At 69.8% G+C, this 464-nt stretch carries 1 protein-coding gene; it reads right to left on the bottom strand.

The window, feature by feature from the left end; genetic code table 11:
- The coding region (locus tag FMEAI12_RS39150) for a transposase (RefSeq protein ID WP_235015169.1) at nt 1-464 on the bottom strand (464 nt) is incomplete at both ends.

Below are 464 nucleotides of genomic sequence, written 5' to 3'. Positions count from 1 at the left end.
TCCAACTGGCGGCGCAGTTCGCCCATGCCGACGTCGGAGACCGCCTTCGCCAGGTTGTGGTTACGCACCATGCCGGCGACGTGCAGATCCTCGATGACCACCGTGTGGTGGGTCCGGGCGAGGTTGGCAGTGACCTTGTGTAGCCCGTCGCGCCGCTGGTTGGCGGTGTGGGCATGCTGTTTCGCCAGGTCGGCGGCGAGCTTGCGCCTGCCGCTGCTGCCCGGCTGTGACCGGGCGTAGGCGCGGGAGGTCTTGCGGAGCTTCTTCTCGGCCCGCACGGCATGCTTGGGGTTCGGGACCTTCTCACCGGTCGACAGGACGGCGAGGTGCTTCACGCCCAGGTCGACACCGATCACACCACCAGTGGCCTGCCGGGCGGACGGCCCGTCGGGGATCTCCCGCTCGACCTGCACGGTGAACGACACGAACCAGCGGCCAGCCGTGCGGGACACGGCCGCGCCGAG

It is taken from the genome of Parafrankia sp. Ea1.12, assembly GCF_900465275.1.
In the GTDB taxonomy this organism is placed as follows: Bacteria; Actinomycetota; Actinomycetes; order Frankiales; family Frankiaceae; genus Parafrankia; species Parafrankia soli.
This window is presented reverse-complemented; position numbering and strand designations above follow the sequence as displayed.